At 42.7% G+C, this 26,143-nt stretch carries 28 protein-coding genes; 14 read left to right on the top strand and 14 right to left on the bottom strand.

The annotated features are described in order from the left end of the window. Window positions 1-24 precede the first annotated feature (24 nt). On the top strand, window positions 25-315 hold the full coding sequence (locus ON01_RS04245; RefSeq protein WP_010529757.1) for a hypothetical protein: 291 nt from the start codon (window positions 25-27) through the stop codon (window positions 313-315). Window positions 316-377: 62 nt separating this feature from the next. Here ON01_RS04245 and qoxD read toward each other — a convergent pair whose 3' ends face one another. From qoxD to ON01_RS04285, 8 genes are all read right to left on the bottom strand, one after another. Continuing rightward, window positions 378-740 carry a cytochrome aa3 quinol oxidase subunit IV gene (gene qoxD, locus ON01_RS04250; RefSeq protein ID WP_010529758.1) on the bottom strand — a complete coding sequence of 121 codons (363 nt, stop codon included), beginning with the start codon at window positions 738-740 and terminating at the stop codon, window positions 378-380. Between the two features lies 1 nt (window position 741). Beyond that, the gene (qoxC, locus tag ON01_RS04255; protein WP_010529759.1) at window positions 742-1,347 is read right to left on the bottom strand and encodes a cytochrome aa3 quinol oxidase subunit III; all 606 of its coding nucleotides are present in this window, start codon (window positions 1,345-1,347) and stop codon (window positions 742-744) included. Window position 1,348: 1 nt separating this feature from the next. Then, window positions 1,349-3,283, bottom strand: coding sequence for a cytochrome aa3 quinol oxidase subunit I (qoxB, locus tag ON01_RS04260; protein WP_010529760.1), 1,935 nt, complete (start codon window positions 3,281-3,283; stop codon window positions 1,349-1,351). A gap of 22 nt (window positions 3,284-3,305) precedes the next feature. Further along, a complete protein-coding gene (gene qoxA / locus ON01_RS04265) occupies window positions 3,306-4,238 on the bottom strand; it encodes a cytochrome aa3 quinol oxidase subunit II (RefSeq protein ID WP_010529761.1) in 933 nt (310 codons plus the stop codon). Between the two features lie 311 nt (window positions 4,239-4,549). After that, window positions 4,550-5,245, bottom strand: coding sequence for an ABC transporter permease (locus ON01_RS04270; RefSeq protein ID WP_010529762.1), 696 nt, complete (start codon window positions 5,243-5,245; stop codon window positions 4,550-4,552). Continuing rightward, window positions 5,245-6,093, bottom strand: a complete 849-nt coding sequence (locus ON01_RS04275; protein WP_010529763.1) for an ABC transporter ATP-binding protein — start codon at window positions 6,091-6,093, stop codon at window positions 5,245-5,247. Before ON01_RS04275 ends, ON01_RS04270 begins: the two co-directional genes overlap by 1 nt. 254 nt (window positions 6,094-6,347) lie before the next feature. Beyond that, a complete protein-coding gene (locus tag ON01_RS04280; protein ID WP_010529764.1) occupies window positions 6,348-7,298 on the bottom strand; it encodes a response regulator transcription factor in 951 nt (316 codons plus the stop codon). Window positions 7,299-7,563: 265 nt separating this feature from the next. Further along, complete coding sequence (locus ON01_RS04285) at window positions 7,564-8,184, bottom strand: DUF3298 and DUF4163 domain-containing protein (protein WP_010529765.1); 621 nt, start codon at window positions 8,182-8,184, stop codon at window positions 7,564-7,566. Window positions 8,185-8,407: 223 nt separating this feature from the next. Between ON01_RS04285 and ON01_RS04290 the strand changes: the two genes are divergently transcribed. Next, window positions 8,408-8,713 (top strand): PadR family transcriptional regulator, encoded by a 306-nt coding sequence (locus ON01_RS04290; RefSeq protein WP_010529766.1) that lies wholly within the window; start codon window positions 8,408-8,410, stop codon window positions 8,711-8,713. A 12-nt stretch (window positions 8,714-8,725) separates the two neighbouring features. Continuing rightward, complete coding sequence (chrA, locus tag ON01_RS04295; protein WP_010529767.1) at window positions 8,726-9,916, top strand: chromate efflux transporter; 1,191 nt, start codon at window positions 8,726-8,728, stop codon at window positions 9,914-9,916. Between the two features lie 200 nt (window positions 9,917-10,116). Here the strand turns inward: chrA and ON01_RS04300 are convergent, their stop codons facing one another. Further along, window positions 10,117-10,890 carry a FixH family protein gene (locus tag ON01_RS04300; RefSeq protein WP_010529768.1) on the bottom strand — a complete coding sequence of 258 codons (774 nt, stop codon included), beginning with the start codon at window positions 10,888-10,890 and terminating at the stop codon, window positions 10,117-10,119. 279 nt (window positions 10,891-11,169) lie between these two features. Between ON01_RS04300 and ON01_RS04305 the strand changes: the two genes are divergently transcribed. Further along, a complete protein-coding gene (locus tag ON01_RS04305; RefSeq protein ID WP_010529769.1) occupies window positions 11,170-12,156 on the top strand; it encodes an acrylyl-CoA reductase family protein in 987 nt (328 codons plus the stop codon). Between the two features lie 142 nt (window positions 12,157-12,298). Here ON01_RS04305 and ON01_RS04310 read toward each other — a convergent pair whose 3' ends face one another. After that, complete coding sequence (locus ON01_RS04310) at window positions 12,299-12,526, bottom strand: YuzC family spore coat inner layer protein (protein WP_050901098.1); 228 nt, start codon at window positions 12,524-12,526, stop codon at window positions 12,299-12,301. 38 nt (window positions 12,527-12,564) lie between these two features. Between ON01_RS04310 and ON01_RS20030 the strand changes: the two genes are divergently transcribed. After that, on the top strand, window positions 12,565-12,693 hold the full coding sequence (locus tag ON01_RS20030; protein WP_280990977.1) for a hypothetical protein: 129 nt from the start codon (window positions 12,565-12,567) through the stop codon (window positions 12,691-12,693). Between the two features lie 147 nt (window positions 12,694-12,840). Here ON01_RS20030 and ON01_RS04315 read toward each other — a convergent pair whose 3' ends face one another. Beyond that, window positions 12,841-14,259, bottom strand: coding sequence for a dipeptidase (locus ON01_RS04315; protein ID WP_010529771.1), 1,419 nt, complete (start codon window positions 14,257-14,259; stop codon window positions 12,841-12,843). Between the two features lie 377 nt (window positions 14,260-14,636). Between ON01_RS04315 and ON01_RS04320 the strand changes: the two genes are divergently transcribed. The 3 genes from ON01_RS04320 (at window position 14,637) to ON01_RS04330 (ending at window position 17,220) form a co-directional block, all read left to right on the top strand. Then, window positions 14,637-16,211: a BCCT family transporter gene (locus tag ON01_RS04320; RefSeq protein WP_010529772.1), complete on the top strand. Its 1,575-nt coding sequence runs from the start codon at window positions 14,637-14,639 to the stop codon at window positions 16,209-16,211. A 188-nt stretch (window positions 16,212-16,399) separates the two neighbouring features. Then, a complete protein-coding gene (locus tag ON01_RS04325) occupies window positions 16,400-16,603 on the top strand; it encodes a YwbE family protein (protein WP_010529773.1) in 204 nt (67 codons plus the stop codon). A 101-nt stretch (window positions 16,604-16,704) separates the two neighbouring features. Then, window positions 16,705-17,220, top strand: a complete 516-nt coding sequence (locus ON01_RS04330) for a MerR family transcriptional regulator (RefSeq protein WP_010529774.1) — start codon at window positions 16,705-16,707, stop codon at window positions 17,218-17,220. Between the two features lie 238 nt (window positions 17,221-17,458). On the opposite strand, the gene ON01_RS04335 is transcribed toward ON01_RS04330, so the two are convergent. After that, on the bottom strand, window positions 17,459-18,391 hold the full coding sequence (locus ON01_RS04335) for a glycine betaine ABC transporter substrate-binding protein (RefSeq protein WP_010529775.1): 933 nt from the start codon (window positions 18,389-18,391) through the stop codon (window positions 17,459-17,461). A 336-nt stretch (window positions 18,392-18,727) separates the two neighbouring features. Beyond that, window positions 18,728-19,588, bottom strand: coding sequence for an SDR family oxidoreductase (locus ON01_RS04340; protein ID WP_010529776.1), 861 nt, complete (start codon window positions 19,586-19,588; stop codon window positions 18,728-18,730). Between the two features lie 580 nt (window positions 19,589-20,168). Here ON01_RS04340 and ON01_RS04345 point away from each other — a divergent pair. The 4 genes from ON01_RS04345 (at window position 20,169) to ON01_RS04355 (ending at window position 23,465) form a co-directional block, all read left to right on the top strand. Then, a complete protein-coding gene (locus tag ON01_RS04345; protein WP_010529777.1) occupies window positions 20,169-20,585 on the top strand; it encodes a helix-turn-helix domain-containing protein in 417 nt (138 codons plus the stop codon). A 192-nt stretch (window positions 20,586-20,777) separates the two neighbouring features. After that, a complete protein-coding gene (locus ON01_RS20180; RefSeq protein WP_425357498.1) occupies window positions 20,778-20,858 on the top strand; it encodes a putative holin-like toxin in 81 nt (26 codons plus the stop codon). A 110-nt stretch (window positions 20,859-20,968) separates the two neighbouring features. Next, a complete protein-coding gene (locus ON01_RS04350; protein WP_010529778.1) occupies window positions 20,969-21,646 on the top strand; it encodes a serine/threonine protein kinase in 678 nt (225 codons plus the stop codon). Between the two features lie 238 nt (window positions 21,647-21,884). Further along, a complete protein-coding gene (locus ON01_RS04355) occupies window positions 21,885-23,465 on the top strand; it encodes a BCCT family transporter (protein ID WP_010529779.1) in 1,581 nt (526 codons plus the stop codon). A 59-nt stretch (window positions 23,466-23,524) separates the two neighbouring features. Here ON01_RS04355 and ON01_RS04360 read toward each other — a convergent pair whose 3' ends face one another. Further along, window positions 23,525-24,928: a sodium/glutamate symporter gene (locus ON01_RS04360; RefSeq protein WP_010529780.1), complete on the bottom strand. Its 1,404-nt coding sequence runs from the start codon at window positions 24,926-24,928 to the stop codon at window positions 23,525-23,527. A 487-nt stretch (window positions 24,929-25,415) separates the two neighbouring features. On the opposite strand from ON01_RS04360, the gene ON01_RS04370 reads away from it, so the two are divergent. Further along, window positions 25,416-25,850, top strand: coding sequence for a universal stress protein (locus ON01_RS04370; RefSeq protein WP_010529782.1), 435 nt, complete (start codon window positions 25,416-25,418; stop codon window positions 25,848-25,850). Further along, entirely contained in the window at window positions 25,826-26,089 is a 264-nt protein-coding gene (locus tag ON01_RS20035; RefSeq protein ID WP_083838343.1) for a DUF3231 family protein, read from the top strand. The genes ON01_RS04370 and ON01_RS20035 overlap by 25 nt, the downstream gene beginning before the upstream one ends. The last annotated feature ends 54 nt before the right edge of the window (window positions 26,090-26,143 follow it).

The following is a 26,143-nucleotide window of genomic DNA, read 5'->3' on the forward strand; positions in this document are numbered from 1 at the left end:
ACATTTTAATTGGAGATGATTGAAATGGGTATTACCTTAATGTTTATGTTGCTGTCAACGGTCACACCATTTATTTTCTTTCGTTTGGAAAAGAAAATTTTTGCGGGTGTGCAGTCAGTGCTTATTTTAGGTATGTGGGTTTATTTTATACAAGTCATGTTTGTTGCAGTACCAGCTATCTTTTCGATTACCTGGCTAATGTTCTATGGAAGTCTGATTTTAGCTGAAGTGGCATGGATAATGCTTATAATTGATGCAGTAAAAATCGCGGATAAGTATAGAAAAAGCTACTTGAAAAAAGAAATTTTCAACTGATTTGAACGTAAATTTTAGCAAAAAACCTCTTTCCATAGTGGGAAAGAGGTTTTTTAATGGCTTTAATTATCGTGCTGCTGTTCATGCTGTTCCTGCTGGTGCTGTCCGTGACTGCCTCCGCCATGATCATGGCTAAACCCGAATGACATGGTGAACAGCGAACCGGCGACCAGAATTACAGCGACTACAGCTCCGTGGAACATCATGTTCCATGGGGCGTTTCCAGCTCCTCGTTCAGTGATATGCATGAACATAAACAACTGGATAGCCGCCTGAATAACGGCCATGGCGAGGATTGCGATTATAATCCACATGACCGGCAGGTTGGAACGGATGGCCGTCCATGCCGCCAGCAATGTCAAAGTAATCGACAGAATAAAGCCTATAATGTGTTGATACGGAATTTTTTTGGATTGATTTGCCATATTATAACACCATCCCAATCAGATAGACGCCTGTGAAAATAAAGATCCAGACGACGTCTAAAAAGTGCCAGTACAAACCAAAGATAAAGATTTTCCTGCTTGTGATGGGCGTGATTCCCCGCTGCGCTGTCTGAATCAAAAGCAGGATTGCCCAGCCGATACCGAGTGACACGTGTACGCCATGTGTCCCCGCCAGCACAAAGAAGGCTGACCAGAATGCACTCGATTGAAGAGTTGCACCTTCATGCGCGTAATGTATAAACTCATAGATCTCCAGGCTGATAAAGCTTAGGCCGAGGGCGAGCGTGATAATCAGCCAGGTCATGACACCTTTTACCGAGCCGCGGCGCATCTCATGAATGGCAATCCCGCATGTAAAACTGCTTGTCAGTAGGATAAAGGTCATGATTAGCACAGTGCCCGGTTCGAACAGTTCAGCGGGAGCCGGTGCATCTGCTGTACGACCGAACAAGACAGCATATGTGGCAAACAGTGTGCCAAATAATGCGATTTCTGCTGCCAGAAAGACCCAGAAGCCGATAATGCTCATTTCACCTTGCTCTGTCTGGTATTCGAGCGGTTTAGCGTTTGATTCTTCTGTACTCATGCTATAACCCCCTTGCTGAGCGTTCAGTCTCTATGATTTCCTCCGAGCTGATATGATAACCCTCGTCATAATCAAATGAACGGATGATCATCATAACTATGCCGCCAATCAGACCAGCTAGTGCAAGCCATATCCACTCAAAGACAAGGAAGAAGCTGGCTAGCGTGAATATTCCCATCATGATGAATGGTTGGCTGGTATTATTCGGCATGTGAATCGGTTCGACCTTGGATTCATCATATGGTGATTCACCGCGCTCTTTCATGGCCCAGAAGGCATCAAGTGAATCAACATGTGGCACGACGGCAAAATTGTACTCAGGAACAGGAATCGGTGTTGCCCACTCAAGCGTCCTGGCATTCCATGGATCACCGGTTGTTTCACGTTCGCTGTACCGGTAGCTGTAATAAATGTTGTAAACAAACACAGCGAAGCCAATTCCCATGCCAAATGCGCCGACAGTTGAAATGACGTTCAGGTTAAACCATTCAGGAACGATATGGAATACCCGGCGTGGCATGCCGTCCAGTCCCAGGAAGTATTGCGGAAAGAAACAGACGTGAAAACCGATAACGAAAAACCAGAAAGCGATTTTTCCAATCCGCTCATTCATTCTGTGACCAAACATTTTTGGATACCAGAATATTAGACCTGCAAATGAGGCAAATACGGTTCCTGCAATCAGCACATAGTGGAAGTGCGCAATCAGGAAGTATGAGTTATGGAATTGATAATCGGCTGCGGCCATGCCCAGCATGACACCTGTGACACCGCCAATTACAAAACTTGGAATAAACGCCAGTGACCACATCATCGGTACGGTAATCTGTATTTTCGACTTATAAAGTGTTGCCAGCCAGTTAAATATTTTCACACCTGTTGGAATAGCGATCGCCATTGTCGAAACCGAAAAGACGGAGTTGACGAACGCTCCAGCACCCATCGTAAAGAAGTGGTGCACCCAGACAAGAAAGCTCAGCCCGGCAATTAAAATGATTGACCAGACCATGACACTGTAGCCGAATAGTTGCTTCCGCGCGAATGTCGCGATGATTTCGGAAAAAATCCCGAATGCCGGAAGGATAACGATGTACACTTCAGGATGTCCCCACATCCAGAATAGGTTTGCCCACATCATCGGAAGCCCCTCACCGGTTAATGTGAAGAACTGTGATCCAAATATCCGGTCGATCGTCAACAATGCCAGTGCAACAGTCAGTATCGGAAAGGCAAACACGATGATGAACATGGTAATTAGCGAGGACCAGGTGAAAATCGGCATTTTAAACAATGTCATGCCTGGAGCACGCATTTTCAAGATCGTGACCATTAAGTTGACCCCTGTTGCCAGGGTTCCAATCCCGGATAACTGGAGACCCATCAGGTAAAAGTTTTGTCCGGGCCCTGGACTCATCGCGGCGCCGGCAAGCGGTGTGTAGCTCGTCCATCCTGCATCGGGAGAGCCCCCGATGACGAACGAGATGTTAAATAACATCGCCCCGAAAAAGAACGCCCAAAAACTTAAGGCATTTACGAATGGAAACGCAAAGTCGCGTGCCCCGATCTGCTGTGGAACAACGATGTTCATAAGGCCTATTAGAAACGGCATCGCCATAAAAATAATCATGACGGTTCCGTGTGTTGTAAAAATTTCATTATAGTGTTGTGCGTTAAGAAAGTTCATATCCGGAAAGGCAAGCTGTGTCCGCATCATCAATGCGTCGGCACCCCCGCGGAACAGCATCGCCAATGCACTCAGAATATACATAATACCAATTTTTTTATGATCAACAGTTGTCAACCATTCACGCCACAGCCATGTCCACTTTTTAAAGTAAGTGAGCAGGAAAATGATGGCACTTGTTACGAGTACAATGGCAACCATGCCTGCGTATATGAGTGGTTCCCCGGTTACAAAAAATTCATCTAGCTGCATATTGTCCACCCTCTTTCCTCATTCAATCGTGACTATGGTTCTTGCCATTTTTGAGATGGAGTTTATCGCCGTAATCATCCCAGAAGCGGTTGATGGCGTAATCCATACCATTGCTGGTGCCATGGTTGACCCATTGCAGATGTGTGGATGAAAACTCCTTAGTGCTGTTTAAAATGCCTGGTTTCAATAAACTGTCATATTTACTCTGTGTCAGCTTAGGCGCAGTATTTTGGGTTTGTTCTACCCAATTGTTGAACTCACTGCTGGATTCAGCATAAACCTCGAAGGTTTGTGCCGCAAAACCTTCCCCGTTAAAGTTCGAATTGCGCCCCTCGTATACGCCGGTTTCATCTGCTTGCAGGTAGAGCGTTGTCTGCATGCCGGCCATATTGTATTTTTGCCCCCCAAGTGCAGGGATCCAGAGGGCCGACATCGAATCCGCCGATGACAGACGGAATTCTACTGCACGGTCAGTTGGAATATGCAGGTAGTCCACCGTTTCAATTCCCTGTTCCGGATAGCTGAAAAACCATTTCCAGTCAGCTGCCGTCGCATAAATCACAAGCGGCTCTTGTTCAGCAGATGATTCCGGCGGTTTTTCCAGGTCAAATAGTGTGTTGACCGTCGGGATGGAAAGACATATAACAATAATGACCGGAATGATGGTCCAAATTGTCTCAATGGTTTTATTTCCATGCATGTTGGGTTTGTAATCTTTCGGGTCCCGGCCTGGTTTGTCACGGTATTTGATTACCATAAAGGCAAATAGGACAAAAACGACTACGATGATGCCCAGCATAAAGTAAAGTGAGTAAACGATCAGATCTTTTTGCTGCTCCCCGACCGGTCCTTTAGGATCCATGACGGTCAGTTCACTGCATCCGGTGAGCAGCAATATAAGTCCAATGAGTATAAAGACAAGCCATTTGCTCAGATGCTTCCGTGTATGTCTCATGAAGCAACACCTCTGCTATTCGTAAGTGATATGTTTTTACTATGAAGCTAGTGCAAACCTATGAACAATTGTAACAGAAGGTTTCCCATTTTTTTAGCTTGTCAATCATTCGTTGAAAATTGGTCAAGAAATTGTGATATTTTGTTTGAAAAATACTACTATTAAAGGGTTGACAAAGAGAAAAGGAGAAGGGGCGAGAGCCGATAAACTTCAGTCGAGAGTAGAAACTTCAGTCCCGATAAACTCATCACACGGGTTGAATCAGGACATAAAAAAGCCGCATCCCTATTAGAAATGCGGCAACAATGAAATTAGTCGTCGGTCATGGTCTTTTTAAAACAAACGTACATAAAAATTGCTGCTGCAAGAACCCAAATTGTGATAATGCCGAGCGGGAGCCAGGAGGCTGAATCGTGCATTTCGATTGCCTGCATAATCGGAAATGTGTCAGCAATTGTAATGGCTATACTGTCTTCAGCTAACCCGAGCAATCGAATCATTGGTGTGAAACCAAAAAGAAACATGACTGGCATCAGGTAAGCAGATGTTGCAGCAATCGAATTTGAAAACAGACCGATACCGATGCCAAGGAACAGAAAGAACAAGAACATCAAAACGAGTCCAAGGATAGCCCTGATGCTAAAGAACGGCTCAATCCCTATGATAACCAGCGACACTGCAAGTGATATTAGGGTTATGAGCCCGGTTACCAGGCTTTTTCCGACCATGATATCCAGAAAGGAGGCTGGTGACAGAATCAGTCCGCGCAGTGTTTTCTTTTCATTTTCTTCAGCCATCATTGTCATCATACAGCTTGACGTTACCGCTGAAAACGTAACGCCGACTACCAAATAAATGAGAAATATGGGAAGCTCTTCATCTCCGCCAATTCGGGTGTACATGAGTGATAATACGATTGGAATCAGCGGCATCATCAAAAGCATCATATTTTTCATGAAGTCTTTTATGTCTTTTTCAAAAATGGCACTTATACGCTGAACATTCATTATACCAGCTCCTTCCCGGTCACTTTTAAAAAGATTTGGCCAAGCGTTGGATTGTCCGTGTGGATGGCTTTTACCTGACCGTTTCCAATAAGCTCTTTGATTTGATCGGCATTTTCCGGTTCATTGTCAATGACCAGCCGGTCGCCGGCAAATGTCTCGACATGAAATGCATGGGTGGAGTATTTGTAGCGTAGCGCAGCCGGGCTGTCCAGCTCCTGCAGCTCACCATTATGCAGAAACGCCACACGGTCACACAGTTCAGTCGCTTCTTCCATATTATGGGTTGTTAAGAAAATCGTTGTTCCAGCTTCATTGAGTTTTTGCAGCCCGCGGTGGATCTGTGCCATATTACCCGGATCCAGAGCAGATGTCGGTTCATCCAGAAAGACGAGATCAGGTTTATGCATGAGCGCCTTTGCCAGCAAAACGCGCTGCTTCATCCCTTTTGATAGTTTTGAGACGGTTTTGTTCCGCTCGCTTTCCATATTCACTTCCCGGAGTATCGCGTCAAGATGATCCAGAGGTGCACCATAAAGCCTGCAGAACAGTTTTAAATTGTCATAGACACTCAGCCGTTCGTAGAGTGAACTATTATCGGATAATATCCCGATTCTGGATTTGAAATCAGCCGTTCCAAACCGCTCCGAGTCAATCCCAAGCACGTTCACCTCGCCGGCTGTCTGTCCAAGCTCTCCGGTGAGAATTTTAATAGTAGTTGTTTTGCCAGATCCGCTTGGTCCAAGCAGTCCGAAAATCTCACCCTTTTTTACGTTGAAACTGGCATCCTTGATCGCTGGATTTTGGCCAAAAACTTTTCGCATTCCCTTTACCTCAATTGTATTTTCCAACTGAAAACCTCCCCGCAGATTCTGCATTTATCGTACTCATTTTGACAAATGGATGCAGTCATATTTGACCGGAATGTACCGTCGGGAGGGTGGAATGTACCGGATCAACGGTGGAACAATACTTGCCAAAAGCTGCTTGCCGGAGCGGTTTTCAATGGCAGTTAAGAAAGTATAAATACTTTCTTACTGCATAAGGGCAACTAAGGCTTTCGCCATAAAAGCTTGGCGATAAGCCAAGTTTTCTAAAAATGTACCTATTTCAGGCTGAATTTTTCCTGGATATCCTGAATTTTGGTCCGTGACAGTGGGATGGTCGACTGCGATTTATTGTCTATTCTGAGAGAGTAGGTGTTTTTCGACCATGTGATGATTTCGCGCACCTTTTGCAGGTTCACGATGTAGGACCGATGGCAGCGGTAAAATCCATAAACTTCCAATCGCTTTTCGATTTCCGCAAGGGTCGAATCCATTGCGTATGACTCGTCATTGATGACAATCATGGCTTTTCCATCCTGACTTTCTATGTAATCAATTTCAGGGGGATCAAACAAAATCATTTTGTCATCCACTTTTGCAGGAATCTTAAATAATTTTGCGGTTGTTGGTGCGCCAGGAGTTTCAACTTCAGGTGTTTCGTCTTCACTGTCATCGACTTCAATTGGTTCCAGGCCTTTTTCCTGGAGTTTGTACGCGACATCACCAAGAAGCAGCGCGTGCTCCATGTTGGAAACTAAGACGAGAACCGGTATATGATGATCCTTGAGTTTTTGCATCATATTGATAAACGTATTGATTGTCCTGATATCTACACCATGAATGGGCTCACGGAATAACATTGGATTTACGCCACTCATAAAATATTTGGCAAAATGGACCCGGCGGAATTCAGAGGCCGAGCACTTATGCAGCGGGGTTTTGGCACAGCCTTGCAGTTCAAACAGCACAAGAATCTCAGGCGTCGGTATTGGACAGCCGAACCATTTATGGTAAAAGGCGACATTGGCTTCTACTGTCAATCGCTGATACAAGCCATCTTCCAAATCGAAAACAGGAGTCCTACTATTGTTTTGCAGGACCCTCACCACTTCAGCCTGAATATCTGTATCACTGTATATAGCTGCGGCATACAAATCTTCGACGGTAAGGGAAAACGCAGGAAGCAACTCGCTATCTATAAAGTTATTGTCAATTTTAAAATGTGTCATTCGTCCGTTCTCCTGTTCAGATAAATCGTTAAACTTAGATTAGTATAACATGAAGAGGTTCGTCCGGTATTTAATAGTGAAAAATTTTTAGGTTATGTCTACAGCCCAAATTTACATTTTTACAAATAACAGCCGTTTATCCACCCGGGGGACAAGCCCGGGCTGAACGAGGGCCATGATTATCCCTCTCCGGAACAGGCTGCAAAAAAGCATTAGAATGGATTAGACAGCAATTAAATCAAATATCGCGGGTAAAGTTGGTCTGTCAATCATTCACCGCCATCCGGCCAAGCGGTCCATCTTCATTGATTATATCCGCAATATCATAGACGGATATCGGAAACATCGGAAACCCAAACACATACGGCGTTATGTCGTACAATTGAAAATAAATGACGAGCGCTTTATCAGCGATATAAAAATCCTGTTCAGCCTGAATCCCAACATGTTCATCGAAAGTCTGTATATCGCGCTGTTCAATCTGCTCATTAACCAGCTCATTCAGCCGTTCGATATAATTGCTCCCCGGTTTAAACAGGTCACTCAAACTGCACCGCTTTTGGTTCTGGAGATCGAATGTTAACGAACGGATATAGGTCATGCCATGGGCAGCCTGGTAATGATAGGCATAATTGGACAGCGACAAACTGAGAACGTTCCGCTGGTTGTTTTTGATTTCAAATGAGCCATCCATTTCGATGAGGGAACTAGGCATCTCATCGATTTGCATATTGATAAGCTGCTGTGTTTCATGGGCGATTGACTGGTTGATGAATTGTTCCATTTCCTGGAGTCGCATACCGAATACTACGGGATAGATAACGTTTAATTCCGGCCTGCCGCTGATTCTAGCTGGCTCAATCTTTACAGGCAATGGTTTCGGCATATTTGTCACCTTCTTCTGGTTTTGTGTCTAGTGTATTCAACGAGAATAAAGATTGTGCCTTCTGAAAAGGGATCTATAAAGCTGTTCTGTCTTTTAAATGCTCTCTTTATTATGAGAAGTTAATTCACCTGTTGTATTCACTATTAGAATAGTATACAATCAAAATAGAAATTCGATATCGTTATTCGATATTGTATATCGATTATGGAAGAGGGGGCTGTCATTGGATAATAAAGTGTTACGAAAGCTTTTTCTCGGCTTTATACAGATTCACATCCTGTATCACGCCAAGGAAGAACCGATATATGGGTCATGGATGCTGGAAGAGTTGCACGAGCACGGCTATGAAATCAGTGCCGGAACGCTTTATCCGATTCTTCATGGAATGCAGGAAGATGAACTGCTCGAGAAAAAAGACGTGAATGTTAATGGCAAGGTCAGGAAGTATTATCGGATTACGGATAAAGGTGACGAGGTACTTAATGAAGCAAGAGCAAAAGCTTATGAACTGTTTAAAGAGATCAAATAGGGAGGTTATGCTGTGCCTGGAAAAAATAAAATCCGGACGCTCATCGAAATTTTATTAACATCAACCAAATTGGGCCTGACGTCATTCGGTGGGCCGGTTGCGCATCTTGCTTATTTTAAAGACGAATACATTGACCGCCGCAAATGGCTTGACGACAAGACATATGCAGATATCATCGCGCTATGCCAATTCTTGCCCGGCCCGGCAAGCAGTCAGGTAGGCATATCAATCGGAATCATGCGTGGCGGTTTGCTCGGCGGACTCATTTCGTGGTTCGGTTTTACCATTCCGTCGGTTATTGTGCTCGTTGTATTCGCGATGATGTATCAGGCATTTTCACTGGCCGATGCAGGGTTCATACATAGCTTAAAAATCGTTGCAGCAGCGGTAGTCCTGCATGCGCTGATAGGTCTGGGTAAAAAGCTGACACCCGATAAATCGCGGCTGGCGATAGCTGTCGCAGCGGCTGCTGTCATGTTATTGTATCCGTCTGCCTGGATGCAGATTTTAATCATTTTAGTGGCTGGTCTATTGGGTCTAACTTTCTTTAAAGATAAAGCCGAGTCAAACGTTCAGCCATTCTCAATCAATATTTCAAAAAAGCTTGGTTTGACGTCTTTAGGCATTTTAATCAGTATGCTTATTATATTGCCGCTGTTAAACAGCACTTCCAATAATCCGCTGCTTAACATTTTTGATATCTTTTTCAGGGTTGGTTCGCTGGTATTTGGCGGTGGCCATGTTGTATTGCCGATGATTGAGCGGGAAGTCGTCCCCACAGGCTTATTGTCAGCAAATGAATTTTTAGCCGGTTATGGTATGGCACAAGCTGTACCGGGACCGCTATTTACATTCTCCAGTTACCTTGGCACGATGATGGAAGGCATCATTGGAGCTGTTGTTGCTACACTCGGGATCTTCCTTCCTTCATTTCTGTTCATTATTGCAGCGCTGCCGTTTTTGAACGAACTGCGTAAAAGGGCCTCTTTTCAAGGTGTATTAATGGGTGTGAATGCGAGTGTGGTCGGAATTTTACTGGCTGCCTTCTATGATCCGGTGATTAGTAGCTCGATTGCCAGTACGACTGATTTTGCCCTGGGTGTCATCTTATTTGCACTGGTAAATATATGGAAAGTTCCAGCCTGGTTAATTGTTATCATAGGTGTTTTAGGCGGTTATGTTTTACAGTTTATAACGTTCTAGGTCCATTTCTTACTATAAAAAACGCTTGAAGGCTTAGCTCCAAGCGTTTTTTATTCGGATAACCATACGAAAATCGATCGACCTCAAGCTTGCGAGGTAAAGCCAAAGGGGATAGTCGCGAACCAATTTGCCAGTAAAATGTTCGACTGACATCAGCCGAAACTGAATTGGGAGTTTCACTAACAGGCAAATTGGAACACTCAGTTAACCTCAACTTCATGCTCTTCATGCTCATGCAATCCGTCCTTATTTTTAACATGAACCGTAATCGTATATGTTCCGGCTTCATCAAAGGTGTGAGAGGCATTGTATTCACCAGCTTCACTTTCCTCTGTCTCAACCCATTCGGTATTTCCTGAATCACTCTTAACTTCATATTGAACATTGGCCGATTCAAGCGGCTTTTCGTCCATCTGCAGTTGAACTGTTAAATTGGTTTCCTGACCTGTTTTCATATTATCGAGCTGAGCAAAATCCATGCTGAAGCCGTCCGCGCTGCCATGTTTATGACTGCTTTCATCCTGGCTCTCATCACCATTTTCCGTTTCCTGGTTGCCGCCGTCACCAACGGTTATAGACTTTTTGGGCATTGTGTGCATACCCCGGGCTGTTGTATGGGCATACAGTTCATATACACCATCGTTATCAAATGAAATTTCCGCAGTGTAGGTACCATCACCATTATTATCCGCTTCAACCTTTGTACTGTTGTCTTCATTTCCTTTTTTCCAGTACTCAAATGTGACTTCATCGGCGTCACTGACCAGTTCATCACCGTATGTAACGGTTGCCTTTGGTTCAATTGTTTCACCGGCATTAGCTGTTTCAGGCAAATCAAATTCAACTTCAAGCACGGCTGGTTCTTCATTTCCGGAATTCTCCCCTGCAGTTCCTTCATTGTTACTACTGCCGCATGCACTGATAAATAATAGCATGGCGCCAACAATCAGAACGATCCAAACGCGTTTTCTCATTTTATGCCTCCATTTATTGGAAAATCTCTAAATTCCATTATAATATTAAATTGCCCATTTAACTTTATCGTATAGAATGTCCATTTGGATATCAATTGATTTTGTGTGAACTAAATGTGAATTGTTTGTGACTATCAAAGTCATCGGCTAAAAAGCCAGTAATATCGCTATGAGACTGACAATCTCTAACATTTTGATAAAATAGCAGTGATGGTTTTATGAACAGTATTCCAGGTAATAATCTGTATAAATACTTCATGAAAGGAGTTTCTATAACTCATGGATACATTTCAGGCGTTGGTACTTGAAAAAACGGAAGATGAAGCTGATTTAAACATCAAACAATTGCACATGGAGGATTTGCCGGAAGGGGACTTGACGATTCGTGTTGCTTATTCCAGTGTGAATTTCAAGGATGGTATGGTGGCTATTAATCACCAGCTTGTCGAATCTTTTCCTTTAATACCGGGCATCGATTTAGCCGGCACAGTTATTGATTCACAGGACGATCGGTTTGAAGCGGGTGATGAGATCATTGTGACAAGCTACCAATTAGGCACCGGCCATTCCGGGGGATTTAGCGAAGTGGCGCGCGTACCTGCAGATTGGGCGGTTCCTCTTCCGGAAGGCTTATCTCTAAAAGAAGCGATGATTCTCGGGACAGCAGGCTTCACCGCAGGATTATCCGTGAAAAGGCTTGAAGATAACGGTTTAGAACCAGACAAAGGTCCTGTCCTGGTGGCAGGTGCTACAGGCGGTGTGGGCAGTCTTGCCGTCAATATGTTGGCCAAGCGAGGCTACGATGTTACAGCCAGTACAGGCAAATCCAGTGAAATGGACTATTTAAAACGGCTAGGGGCAAAAGATGTCATTGACCGCGGTGAGGTCGAGGATACTGAACACAAACCAGTTCGCCGTAAAATGTGGGCCGGTGCTGTTGATCCCGTAGGCGGGATGACACTCCAATATATTTTGAGTACGTTAAAGTATGATGGATCTGTTGCAACGAGCGGCCTCACAGGTGGTACAGAGGTTGCAACATCCGTACTTCCTTTCATTTCAAGAGGGATTAACTGGCTTGGTATCGACTCAGTTAAATGTCCGATGGAAAAAAGATTGAAAGTCTGGGAACGTCTAACGGCCGATTTTAAACCGGACATGCATGAAGAGCTGGTTAATGAGATTTCATTGGAAGAGCTGCCGGATGTCCTAAAAGATATCCTGGATAGCAAAGTGCGCGGCAGGACGATTGTCAAGCTTTCCTAGGCAGTTAAGAAAGTATAAATTCTTTCTTACTGCATAAGTGCAACTAAGGCTTTCGCCATTAATGCTAGGCGATAAGCCAAGTTTTCTAACTTATTTTTCAGCCCTGGTTCAAAGAGCAGGACCTCATCCTGCTCTTACAACATCACATTCCCCATTTAAGTGTCATCGTTAAGTTACAGCAATTAGCGCCTTGATTTGCAGCAGGTGATTCAAGGTCAAAAATAACGCCTGTTGGTGTATAGGTTGTTTGAGTCGATACGTATAACCCATTGATTGAATGAACTAAACGATCTACCTCAGACTGGTTTCCTTGCTGTGCAGCCTGCATGAGCTTTCGGGAAAATTCGGTGTCATCCAATTTATTTAACAACACTCCCCCTTGCTGGATTAAAATCTGAAATTCATGAAGTGATTGAGAAAGTATTTCTGTATCTACCGGGGGATATTGGCGTGCAGGCGGAAAATGGCTATAGAAATCATTCGGATGATATTGATTTTGATGATATGCGGGAGGTTTATATGGGCGGAAGAACATGACTTAAGCACCCTTTCTTTTATTAACGATTACATATCATCATATGCCTAAAGGTCTAAAAAGTTTGTTTGTTCATTAGAATTACTATGTTAAGGCAAAAAAAGAGCAGGATTTTCGGCTCAATCCTGCTCTTTTTTCGTTTTAAACTTTTACGAATCACCAATATAAAATATCCGTGTCTCCCTAGTGATTTTTCCCGCTTTATTTGCTACTTCAAAAGTAACCACATGGAAACGTTCCTGCAGTTCCTCGTTAAGCTGTAATGACAATGTTGATGTTTCTTCATCATACTCAGGTTCGTAGGTGACACCATTTACAATAATCTTGAAACTGTCTTCATCAACAGCAGGGCCTCTTTTTGTTTCGATGTCCGCCTCAAGAAGTGGTGTTCTGCTGTCAATGATTTCACCCATTTCATAATCCGGCTCTACAACAGGGCTTACGCCACGCTTGGAAGAGTCGTTTTCTGCAGCTTTTGCGACTTCTTCAAGAACACGCAGCGCATTTCCTCCAAGTAGTTTTTCAATTTCCTGCTTCGAATAGCCTCTGCTTGCTAATTCCTTGGTAATATTCGGCATTTCTGATGCATTTGGCAGGTCTTCAGGCATGGAAGCACCGTCAAAATCAGAGCCCAACCCGACATGATCAATACCGATCAGATCAACGGCATATTCAATATGATCAATAACATCTTCAACATAACCTTTCTCGTCGTCTGTCAAAAATGCAGGATAGAAAACGATATTGATCAGCCCGCCATTTTCTTCAAGTGCCAGCAGCTGTTCATCCGTCAAATTTCGCTGGTGTTCTTTCATACCACTCACACCCGAATGCGAGGCTATGACGGGAGCTTCAGTGATATTCATGACTTCCCAGAATGTATTTCGGGACATATGCGAGACATCAATCGCCATACCAATATCATTCATTTCCCGCGCGACCTCAGCACCTAATTCTGTCAGACCACCTTCAGAAGGCGTTCTTTCCGGATCGCCATATACGCGATCAGCACCTTCACCCAGGGCATTCGAATAATTCCAGTTAAAGCCAAGAACTTTAACACCAAGGTCATGGTATTGGTGGAGGAGGCCCTTTGCATTATGCTCCTGCAAAGAATAGGCACCTTCAATAGTCGGGATAGCTGCAATTTTATTATTTTTCACAGTCTGTCTGATTTCTTTGGTCGTGGAAGAGATCTTGAACTCGTCCGGATTTTGGTCTTCCGTCCAGTAGAGAGCATTAATCAAAGCTAGTGTTCTGCTTATACTGCGCGGGTTATTGTCGTAATACCCCGACGTATAGGCTGCAAAGAAAGGCGCGTCGATACCGCCTTCCTGGAGTTTGGGAATATCAAGCTGAAACGAAGTCTCTTCACCGATGTCGGTTTCAGGAAGCCATGTTTCTTCATCAATCACCTTCATCATCGTGTCATTGTGGCCGTCGACAACGGTCGAATTGAAGTGAATAGATTCGGCGTCCTGTACTTGAACAGGTTTAGCCAGGACTGAAGTAGAGGTGAAGGCCAGGAATAGAATAGTTACTACTAGATACAAGAAGTTCCTCTGCACAAAAATTCCTCCCCATAATAGTGTTAAGAATTATTTTACTATTTAGTGTGATATAGACAATAGAGCAAATGTAGCGTTTTCATTCTAGTCCAAAAGAGTGATGTATCTAAAAACATGGTTCGAAAATTGTACGATTCCGAAATAATTTGTCTAGGATAATATAAATGACCCATATAAAAATAACGGGGCAGAAAACGGGGAGGAGATTCATGTTGAGTGACCGCAGCATGTTGTTAATGTGCGTTGTCAAAAAGTTAAGTTGCCACAGAACTGACTAAGTGAGTAATCAAAGCTAAGGTTAATTTTTTATTGATGTATTATTGTGATAAAATAACAACGTCTTTTAAAAATAACACAAAAGAGGATGAAACTTTATCATGCATCAGACGAACAAGAAATTCTCCAGTGTATTCACTTACGCGTCATTAATAGTCGGAATACTAGTACTTCTTGGATCTGTGTTTCCTGATCAATTTGGCAAGACTTCAAGTGCTATTGGTGCATGGATTACGGAAGCTTTCGGCTGGTATTATATGACGATATTTACTTTGATTTTATTTTTCTGTATATTTCTAGGGGTTAGTCCAATAGGTAAACTCAAACTGGGAAAACCAACTGAAAAACCTGAATTTAAAACGATATCATGGTTAGCAATGCTGTTTAGTGCTGGTATGGGGATTGGTTTAGTGTTTTATGGCTCGTCTGAACCAATATCACATTATTTAGCTCCTCCTACTGCCGATCCTGAAACGAAAGCTGCTCTGGCTGAAGCAATGCGATCAACATTCCTGCATTATGGGTTTCATCCATGGGCTGTCTACGGTATTGTGGCAATGGCGTTAGCCTATTCACAGTTTAGAAAAAATGAAGTTGGTTTGATATCAAAAACATTGCGTCCCATTTTAGGAGACAAGGTAGATGGCCCTGTCGGTAATGTCGTTGATGTTTTATCAGTATTTGCAACAATTATCGGTGTTGCAGTGTCTTTAGGTGTTGGAGCAATGCAGATCAATGGCGGGTTAAACTATCTCTTTGACATCCCCAACAACAAGCTGGTCCAAGGGATTATTATCGCTATCGTTACCGTATTGTTCCTATATAGCGCCTGGAGTGGATTAAGCAAAGGAATTCAGTATTTGAGTAATTTAAATATGGCATTAGCGGGCTTATTGTTCATTGCAATCTTAATTCTGGGCCCAACTTTATTCATTCTCAATATGATGACGAGCAGCACTGGCGATTACTTAAATTCATTGCTATACAATAGCTTGGATGTAGCTCCATTAAACCAACAAAAACATGAATGGATGCAATCCTGGACGATATATTATTGGGGCTGGTGGATGAGTTGGAGTCCATTTGTAGGTATATTTATCGCCAGAATTTCAAGAGGCCGGTCAATCCGAGAATTTGTCATTGCGGTATTACTTGTGCCAACCATCGTCAGTATCCTTTGGTTCAGTGCTTTTGGTCTGACAGGTGTGGAAGTGGGACAAAATGTACCGCAAATTTTTGAAATGTCGTCTGAAACCCAGTTGTTTGGTATATTCAATGAACTGCCAATGGGTGCTGTCTTATCTATTATTGCGTTGATGCTCATTTCGTCTTTTTTCATTACTTCAGCCGATTCTGCAACATTTGTGTTAGGAATGCAAACTGCTTTTGGAACATTGCGCCCGGCAGGTTTTGTGAAAGTCGTATGGGGACTGGCATTATCAGCAATTGCATATGTGTTGCTTTTATCGGGCGGAGAAACCGGGTTAAATGCATTGCAATCTGCAGCGATTATATCAGCACTGCCATTTAGTATAGTCGTCATATTGATGACGGTGTCGTTCTACAAAGACGCAAATAATGAAAGAAAGTATTTAGGTTTGACACTTACACCCAATAAGAAAAGAATGAAAGAGTATATGGAGAAAACTGAGCGTGATCAAGATGAAAAAATCTAGGAGTTAAGTCCAGTGGTTTTTCCTTACAGTGAGGGTTTAAATTATTCAGAACCTGATCGACTGGACGCAACATCTTAATCATGATGCTTTACCCAGAAAAAATAGCGGCTAAGTTTCTTTCAACAAGGATAGCGTCATTTACACAAAATTATTGACACACCCAAGCTAACAAAGGAGTTAAATTCAATATGACCAGAATCAGAAGAGAAGATATAAAGTTTGGACAAAAAGTGCGTGTTGTACAGAAAAAGGATCAGCGCTCCGGAAAATTGACGGAAGGTATCGTGTCAAAAGTACTGACGAATTCTGCTGCACATCCTCATGGCATCAAGGTCATGTTGGAAGATGGCATTGTAGGCAGGGTGAAAGAAATAGTGAAGGCAAAACAGTAATTCATCACTCATTTTTTCTACATTTATTACATATTTGTTCCAAATTCATTTTTTACCATGAGTATGAAAAGGATAAATGGTAAAAGGGAGACGATGAAACATTGGAATTTTTAAGCAAAGATAGTTTGAGCCACATTATTGGGGTTCAGAAAAACACGCTGGAACAATGGATTGAAGATTTTAATGTTTATATCTCGAAAACAAAACTGAATAATGTCACGTATTACCGACCGGATGGAATTGATGTGTTGAAGTTCATTAAGGAATGCAGTGATCAAGATTATGATAGACAGCAAATCAGGGAAATGTTAGCAACGAGTACCTTTCCCGTAAGATTGGAGAATATGCAACGTGTTTCTCGACAGTCTCACAGTGAGAGCTATAAAGAAAATGTGGTGACGATGATGCAGACAATTGGAAAAGTCGTCAGCAATGTTGAGAATCAGCAGCAACTTGTTGAAATCATAAAAGAAAAGCAAAAAAATCAAAACAAGTTAATCAGGGATATAAAGAAACAGACAGATGAAATCGGTCACCTGAAACAGGAAGTAAATATATTAAAGCAGCAGCTTGCCTCTGTAACAAACGGTGGTTTAAAACGAAAAGCTAATCGGTAAAGCAGAATAATAGATGAAACATGGTGCATAACATCCAATTTAAGGTGTTATGCGCCAGTTTTTTATTTAGCGTTTTTTCCCATAGCAATGTCTAAGAGGTGTTTTAGTCCATAAAGCCAAGTTTTTCCTATCATTGCATAATACAGTGTCACAGGACAAGCTATGACTGCAATTTCACCAAAACAATGAAAACAACCAACCCTCCTGTTCGCCAGGAAAGTTGGCTGCTATGGAGGTATTATTCAAAACCCTTCAGCCATTCCTCTTTTAGATCGGGATGGTTATCAATAAATTTCTGCGCGGCAGCTTCCTCATCCATGCCATTTTTAATATCAACCATCATCTCTTGGGTACTTTCTTTCGTAATTGAAAATTGTTCAAGGAACTTATATGCTGCTGGTGATTGTTCTTTAAAATCTTTTCCGGCGACGGAGAATACGTCATCCGGTTCGCCAAATGTTCCTTTCGGGTCGTCCAGGATTTTTAAGTCAAATTCATTGAATGTCCAGTGCGGTGTCCACAACGTGACAACAATCGGTTCATTTTGATCGATTGCATCTGATAAAGCTGCGGACATAGCTGCACCGGAGCTTTCAAGCAGTTCCCAATTTTCATTCAAACCGTATCCGGGCATGACTTCACTTTCCATAAGTTTCATTTCACCTGCTCCGGGACTGATGCCAGTGATTGTCCATCCCAGCTTTTCTCCAATATTATTCGTATTATTTGCCAAGTCCTCAATCGAATTAATGTCCTCCATATATGCTGGAACGGCTAAACCGAGTTCCACTTTTTCGGTAACGGTGTTTATTTTTTCAAGGCTACCTTTATATTCCTCCCAGTAACTTCCATGTGTTGTTGGGAGCCACGCACCAACAATCGCATCTGTTGATCCATCACTCAGGCCAGTATATTCAACACCGACGTCTGTTTGATTTATTTCGACGTCATACCCAATTTCTCCCAGCATTAGTTTGGCTACATAGGTATTTGATGTGTTGGACACATAACTATCGGTTCCTAATGTAATGCTTTTTTCTCCGATTTCGTTGGCATTAGAATCAGCAGCATTATTACTTTCGTTTTCTTGATTGGCATTGCCGCATGCTGCTAACACCATGCACACCAGGAAAATAACAACCATGCCTAAAAAACGGTATGTTTTCCACATATACGAGTCAACAACTCCTTTTTTAAAGTCAATGAATAACATTATAAAAAAAGAGTATGGAAAAGCCAAATTCCGTTTTGTCCTAGATTTGCGTGAATATGGACGTTAGTGATGCCTTATCAGTGTTTAGAATGCTTGTTCTTAAAATATGTTCATATTCCTCATAAATAAACCAATTTCATATAAAATGAAATTGGGCTGCACGCAAACAAAACATAACGCTAAGGGTTAATTATTTCTGTAGATGTTATTTCTAAATCTTTTCGTTGTTGTTTGTAGAGTATGACGAAACTTCCAACAAACATATTGTAACACCTTTTGCACTAAAGTTACTCTCTATTTACGAGGGCTGATTTTCTTCAAAATCACACGCTCGATCCATCTCCATGGCAGCAGCTTTTTCAGCCGTGTCATGGTTCTGACATTTTTGCCAATGGGGTAACGGAGATCAGGGTTTTCTTCTTGAGCCACCTTGACAATCAGCCGTGCCACTTCTTCGGGATTGTCGGCTGTTTTAGCGATATGATTGACGATTTTCAACAATGATTCGTTTTTGTCTCTATATGGAGACTCAGGGTAAGAATTGAAATGGTCCATTCCCTTTGACCAAATATCCGTCTGGTAGGAACCCGGCTCAACTAATACAACATGAACTCCATAAGGCAGCATTTCGAGCCTGAGCGCTTCACTGAATCCTTCAAGAGCATATTTGGAAGCAGAATATGGAGCGAGACCGGGGAGTGCCATTTTGCCGCTAATGCTGGACAAATTAATGATTGTTCCGCGCTGGTGTTTTCTCATATAAGGAAGAACAGCTTTGGTGACAGCAATCAAGCCAAAGAAATTTGTTTCAAACTGCTGCCGCCACTCCTCAAGTGGCAGTTCCTCCGTAAAGCCGCCAGCCGCATAGCCCGCATTGTTGACTAATACATCAATATTCCCGAAATGTTCGATGATATCTGGTATTTCTGAATCAATATCATCCTGCTTGGTGACGTCTAAGCAGACGCATTCGATGTTGGCTTCAACACCCTGCTTGCGTGCTTTTTCCAGCAATGTTTCTTTTTTTGCTAAATCTCGCATTGATGCCAGAACGAAATAGCCTGATTCAGCAAATGCCAGGCTTGTTAGCAGGCCGAATCCTCCTGAGGCCCCTGTAATGAAAACAACAGACCGGTGCTGCTCGGAGACTTTCATGTATCGTCACTCCTCTAGGATTCATTTTAGCAATTACTTGAGGGGCAGGCAATGGGACATCCAGTGCGCAAGACAGCCGGGTTCTCTCGCGCGAAATTCGGGCAGAGTCACGCGATTTCGAGCCGCCCTCGCGCGAATTTCAGGAAGACTCGCGCGATTTCGGGTTACTCTCGCGCGAAATCCAGAAAGAGTCGCGCGAATTTCAGAACGCCGCACGACCTTGAGTCACCGGGCCAGCAAAAAGGACGATACGGCGCTGTATAAGCACTAATGATAGAAAAAACCGGGCTGAAATTGGCCCGGTTTTCCTAAGATGCTTAAAAAGCGGCTCCCAACAAGAAGGATTATAATTAAATGTATTTTCCTTAAAGCAAGTGAATATATCATTAACAGGTATATTTTATCATGCCGAATATTACAGCCAGCTGTTTATCCATTCCTGCCTTTATCGAATGTCTCGTGCAGCGTTTCAATGACATCTTCCTCTTTGTCATTCCGGTTCAACATGTAAAGGTTTATCATTTTCATCATCCTTTATTTGTTTGACATTAGTCTTGTCCAATCCTGAGGTGATTTATACATGAAGGAAATAACCATTCAGATCAAAGACGACACGTATTATCAACTGAAAGAACTGACTGAACTTGAAAATTTAATTAACCGTCATCGGGATACAAACCGGGATGACAATTACCGGATTGAAGATTTTGTAGTTGGCTCCATCATCGATAAAATGGAGCAGATCAGTCATTTTAATCAAATCAATCCTTTTATCGAAAATGATCATCAGCCGGTCGTTAAGAATCGTTTTAAAGACATTGCAAAGCAAAAGGGTATATACATCAAGGATATTGCTGATCAATTGAACATGAAGTCGCCCAATATCAGTAAAATATTCAACAACGCCTCACAGCCCAGGTTAGAATTGTTCATCAAAATTTGGATAGTACTCGGCTGTCCGCCATTACATGAGTGCCTGTACCTTGAAGAAGATTAAGTTTCTGCTTGATCTTCTTTTCCTTTCTGAATGGGTCATAGGACAAGCCGTGTCTTACATATTCTTAAACATAATAAAATGAATAACCATTTATCAAAAACATTATGGCTTCGTCTCAGAGATTGAATACGGCGTGGACCTGGCAACAGAAATCTGCAGCGTTTCCTGATTTAAAAGGGAAGGTGATGCTATATGACAGTGTTTGAATCACTGATTCTGATGCTTACGTTTGGGTCATTAGTAGCTACGATCGTATCGAATCAGAAAAAGTAAGTCCAATTGACCGGTCTGACGGGAGTAATTCCCTAAATAGGCATTAGAATCGTTAGGTGTAGTATAATGTCTATAGGAATTATTTATCCCGTACTGATTGGAGAGTTGAAATGAAAAATGAATGGGCCAAAGCACATGACGCGCTTTCCCAAATAACCGTTTATTCAAATCCGAACAATGAACCTGTAACGATATCTGGCCACTCGGATGATCTGAAGTGTGTTGGAGTAGGGACGGATGCGGCTGTTTTTCAATACCGGTTCGCCCCTTCATATGCATTTAAGATTTATGCCGTGGGCAAGACAGATAAGATAAAAACTGAGCAAAACATTTATAATCGACTGGGGGAGTCCGCTTATTTCCCGGCATGTTTTGCTGCTGAGGAACAGTATCTTGTTTTAAGTTATGAGGGTGGGATAACACTCCAGGACTGTCTCCTGCAAGGCATTCATATCCCTGAACAGATTGTATGGGACGTGGAGGCTGCGAGAGCGTACGTGCGCGAAAAAGGGTTGAACCCACGTGATATGCATTTAAAAAATATTTTGCTGCAAAATGGCAGAGCAAAAATAATTGATGTGTCTGAATATATATTGTCGGGGAATGACTACCGATGGGAGCATTTAAAAAGTGCTTATGAAGCATATTATCATTTGATTGATGAAAGATCTATTCCGTTTTGGCTGCTTGAAACGGTTCGAAAGTGGTACAATCAGCGCAAAAAATACTTTTCATCATTCGATGAGTTTATGAAGGCCGTTTTGAAGCTCACAACATTCCGAAAGTAGAAGGGCCAGGGGGCAGACTCTGGCTCGTTTTCTGATTGAGTGACAGAGAATGATATGAAAAAATAAAATGTGAAATCCTAGCAATTCTGGCATGAATCCTGTCTGTATAATTTTTCGCCACCCATCTAAGTTTATAATTATAATCACGTGGTAATAGGTACAATATATTTATTTTTTAATTGTATTTAATGGGATAAGGAACGGTTATTATCCCTGATTTTCGATTGGAGGTATCTGGATGAAAGGAAATGGTGGTAAGGGGCTGAGCACCAGGCTTATTGACCATAGAATTTTTGCTCCGTCCTTAATCATTATGATTCTTATTTGTGTTCCTTTTGCGATGTATGAGAAAGAATCGTTGGAACTCTTAAACAGCATTTTTGATCAGATTGTGAGCGTGTTTACCTGGGGCTATATATGGTATGCAATCATTCTGGTTATAGCCGGGTTATACCTGTCATTTTCTAAATACGGTAATGTTGTCCTGGGTGATCCGAATGAAAAACCGCGTTTCAATTTGTTTGAATATGCGTCAATTTTGATTGCCATGGGGCTTGGCTCGACTATCATGCGTACTGGTATGACTGAGTGGGCAAACGTGGCGGTCAATCCGCCGTTCGGTGCTGAATCCGGGTCACCGGAAGCATTACTGTGGGGGAATGCCTACAGTATGTTTATGTGGAGCGTTCAAGTGTTTGCCATCTTTGTCATGGCGGCACCTGCCATGGGCTATATTTTGCATGTCCGTAAAAAACCGTTTATGCGGATATCGGAAGCGTGTCGCGATGTTTTTGGCGATAAATTTGTCAATGGCATTGGCGGCAAAATACTGGACATTATCTTTCTTATCAGTATTCTTTCAGGTGCAGCCGTTACGTTAGGCCTGGGTGCTCCGATTGTCACTTATAATCTGGCTGAACTGCTAAATATTGGACAGTCGTTTACCTTAACCCTGATTGTGACAATTATCTGGGTATTTTTATTCTCCATAAGTGCCTATTTGGGCATTGAAAAGGGGATTAAACGTTTAAGTACTCTAAATATGTATCTTGCTGCTGCGTTTGCTTTATTTGTCATGATCATTGGCCCAGGTGTTTTTATCCTGAACTTTTTCACTGACAGTGTCGGTCATTTACTGGCAAACTATGTTGATATATCACTTTATACGGATTCAACCAATATGAATGGATCCACATACATTGTTAGCAACACGGTGTTCTGGTTTGCATACAGTGCCACATGGGCAATGCTGCACAGTGTGTTTGCTGCCAAGATATCCAGAGGACGCACCATCAAAGAGATGATCCTGACTTACTTGTTCGCACCAACACTTCTTTCCTGGGTCGCGACGGGTGTCCTGGGCGGTCTTGGTGCACATCAGTATCTTACCGGACAGACTCCTGTACTGGATATTGTGCAGGAAGATGCAATGGCAGCTATACCGGCAATTTTGTCGAACTTGCCTCTGGGATCGGTTGTTCTCGTTATTTTTATCATCATTGCAACTATCTTTTTGACGACAACATTGGATTCGACAACGTATACGATTGCATCATATACAGGCACTGAGAACATGAGTCAGGCCGAACCATCAAGAGCGCTGAGAATTATCGTGGCGGCCATCATTACAGTTCTGGCATTGCTTTTGATGCGGATCGGCGGTCTGGCACCGCTGGAAGTTCTTTCAGGTCTGATGGGCATACCGATTATCGCCATCCAGTTCCTGACGATCTATGCGGCTAAGAAAATGATGGATAATGACAGAGCTTGGGTTCATAACGTTAAGAAAAAGTATAAGCAACAGAAGAGTAAATCTTAAGTGATAGCATAAAAAAGAGCATGACTGCCGATTTTAAGGCAGCCATGCTCTTTTAATGATTAGCTCTTCATTCGCCCGAAATAAACCAGGCCGACTACTAAACCGATTGCAAGCATGACAGCTGCAAAAATGAGGAATGGTATCGGGCCGAATTGAAAGACGAGTGGTGCAGATAGTGCTGTAACAAGTCCTCCGCCGAGAAACGGTTCAAAGACAAGCTGTTTATATCCGAAACCCTCATATGCCGGTGATTTCATGTCCGGATCGGCCACACGCATTAACAACAGTCCCGTTGCTGTAATACCCATGGACTGGCCAAAATCACCAATACTTCTTTCAAACCAATATGTTGGAATCATCCTTGGTCCAAGGAAAAACAGACCGAACACATTCCATGCAATACCAACAAGTGAAAGCAATAAGAACGGAACAAGATATTGCCCGATGACATCAAGTGAGACTGTTGCGATTGCGGCCAGTATCAGAACATCGAGCGCAAAGCCCTGTATCCGCATGACCATTTGCCGGTCCAGAATTTCGGTTTTATCAAATTTAGTCGCAATCAGCTGCACGATGATACCGCCGATCATTGCCAGCGGAAAGAGCGGTACATATGTCATGAATTCGGATCCGATTATTGTTCTTTCAAGCCATGTGATGCCCTGCAGGATGCCATAGCCAACCAGGATGGCAACCCCAATCATTGCAAAATGCAGGGAGAGTGGTTCGATTGATTCTGGACGGACAGTCATTTTTGCTGCTGCTTCCCGGTTTTCGAATTCCATAATACCTGCTTTTTTTAACTCAGATGATTCTTTGATGTCACCGATAACTTTTGCCTTATTTTTTCGCACTGCCCAGTTGATGGCGGCAATCCCTATGATCACGCCTGATAAAATACCAACGGTGGCAAGGCCAATAGTCAGATCATATGCTTCGGCAAATCCAAGTTCTTCAAATGTTCCCTGTAGACCTGCTGCAGTTCCGTGCCCGCCTTCAAAACCCATTTCAATAAGAGTGCCTATAAACGGCGGCATGTCATAGAACGGGACTAATATCAATATAGCCAGCAGCAAACCAAAAACGTATTGCCCCCAGCCGAGTGTCCAGCCGAATGCGAGCTGCGGCCCCCCGATATGCCAGACTTTTTTCAAGTTTGGAAGCACGGTGCCTAAAAATAATGTGGCAAAGACAACATTTATCATTAACCCTGCCAATGGGCTCCATACATCCATGACCTCAGGAGTCAGAAGCCCTGTGGCCCAGAATGAATTTTCACCCGCGATTGGTGTCAATATTTTTCCGAGTACTTGCGGACCCAAAATCAGAGCTAGAAACCCGCCGATAACAGACGAGGGCAGGAATAAATTCTGCATCCACTTCACACGCACTCTGATCCATTTGCCAATTAATAGAAATAAACCAAGATATAATAATGCGAATCCTATTTGATTGGGTGTCATGTATTGTCTCCTTTCCTGATTTAGATAAAAATATAGTTGTAATCAATTCCCTCCTGCAAAGAGGAATAAACAGTGCTGGAATGATGATTTTTATGGAAAAGCGAGCATCAAATGGTCATTTCCGCGGGGCAAGGTTTGAGAACAGAAAACAGATTACACTTAGTGCAATTAATATAATATGTGTATCGCGCGGCAGCATATCAGGGCTGCCGGTTATGGCAAAAATCAGCCCGATAAAGAATGGGACGCCAGTGGTGATTAAGAGCCGCCTTTCGTAAACATTCCTGAACCTCCCTATGTAATTGCAGAAAATAGAAAACTGATATTAACATCATAGCATGAAAATTGGTGTCGGTTAAGCTCATATTTTGTCATTTTTAATCTTCAAAAAGTAATTGCAAGCATATTCTGATTTTCTGTGCACCATGCTATAATGAAAGCAAGAAAAATTTTATTGTTTTCTAATCCTCATAAGGGAGTGCTTACGGTGAAACGAAATATTTTAGTGGCTTATGATGGCTCGAAATTGAGTGAAAAAGCGCTTCAGGAAGCTAAATTGCAGGCTGCAGGGGTTCCGGAAACAGAAGTACACGTCGTGTCAATTGTGACACAGACAGGGCCGAACACAAATGTAACGATTGCAAAAGGCATTCAGTATGAAATGGCTGATGAGATTCGCCCCGATATGGAACGGATTAATCGGGAGTTCGATACAGAGTCGATACCAATTTATACAGATATCGTCATTGCAGATAGCACCCAGAATGCAGGGGCTAAAGTTTGTGAATATGCGGATGAACATGACATTGATTTGATTATTGCCGGCAATCGCGGGTTTGGCGCTGTGAAGAAATGGCTGAGAAAGAGTGTCAGTTATCAAATTGTCCAGGGAGCCAAATGCCCCGTGCTGACCATCAAGTAAATAAAGGTTTTTCTACGTGTCGGTCCCTAGCGGATCGTCTTTTTTATGGGCAGAGTTTTTCTGCAAAACATACATACGCAGAGGATGGTACCAATATCATGATCAAACATGGCTGGATGGAAGAACCGCCATGGGCACTGGATCGTGATGAGCTTGCAAATAAAAAAGGTAGAAGCTGGGACAATCTCTTACAGAATGATTACAACACTGCCGCAAATTTTCCATTAAATTCTCAGTGATTTCTAATGCTTCTCCAATCCTTTTATCAAAAAGCTTCACTATGATGGTGATAA

It is taken from the genome of Lentibacillus jeotgali (genome assembly GCF_000224785.1).
Classification (GTDB): domain Bacteria; phylum Bacillota; class Bacilli; order Bacillales; family Amphibacillaceae; genus Lentibacillus; species Lentibacillus jeotgali.